The organism is Pseudomonas sp. 18058, from assembly GCF_902706155.1.
Taxonomy (GTDB): Bacteria; Pseudomonadota; Gammaproteobacteria; order Pseudomonadales; family Pseudomonadaceae; genus Aquipseudomonas; species Aquipseudomonas rustica.
Genome location: NZ_CACSJY010000156.1, coordinates 1 through 407, shown reverse-complemented (window position 1 = coordinate 407; position 407 = coordinate 1). Strand labels below are relative to the sequence as shown.

Sequence of the window (407 nt, the reverse complement as noted above, 5' to 3'; positions counted from 1 at the left end):
GGGACATGCCGAGCGAGCCCGGCTGCATCGCGCCGGCCCGGACCGCGGGCGTGGCCAGCGGGCTGGTGATCGCCCTGCGCGACGGCATCTACCGGGCGCGCGAGTGGGGCGGCACCCTGGTGTCCGTCGCCACGCTGCCCTACGACCCCGCCACCCAGCGCGCCAACGACGGCAAATGCGACGCGCTCGGCCGCTTCTGGGTCGGCACGCTGCACGAGCCGCCCGCGGGCCGCCCGCGCGAGCCGGTGGGATCGCTCTACTGCATCGACGGCCGCGGCAGCGCGACCGCGCCCGTGGTACGCCGCATGCTGGACGGCGTGATGACCGCCAACGGCCTGGCCTGGTCGCCGGACGGCCGCCGGCTCTACTGGGCCGACACGCCGGACCACACGGTGAGCGCCTGGGAC

Annotated in this window: 1 protein-coding gene; it reads left to right on the top strand. The window is 76.7% G+C overall.

Features of this window, described 5'->3' with window-relative positions; all coding sequences use genetic code 11:
- A partial coding sequence (locus tag GVL50_RS28610; protein WP_178124233.1) for an SMP-30/gluconolactonase/LRE family protein occupies positions 1 to 407 on the top strand: 407 nt, incomplete at both ends.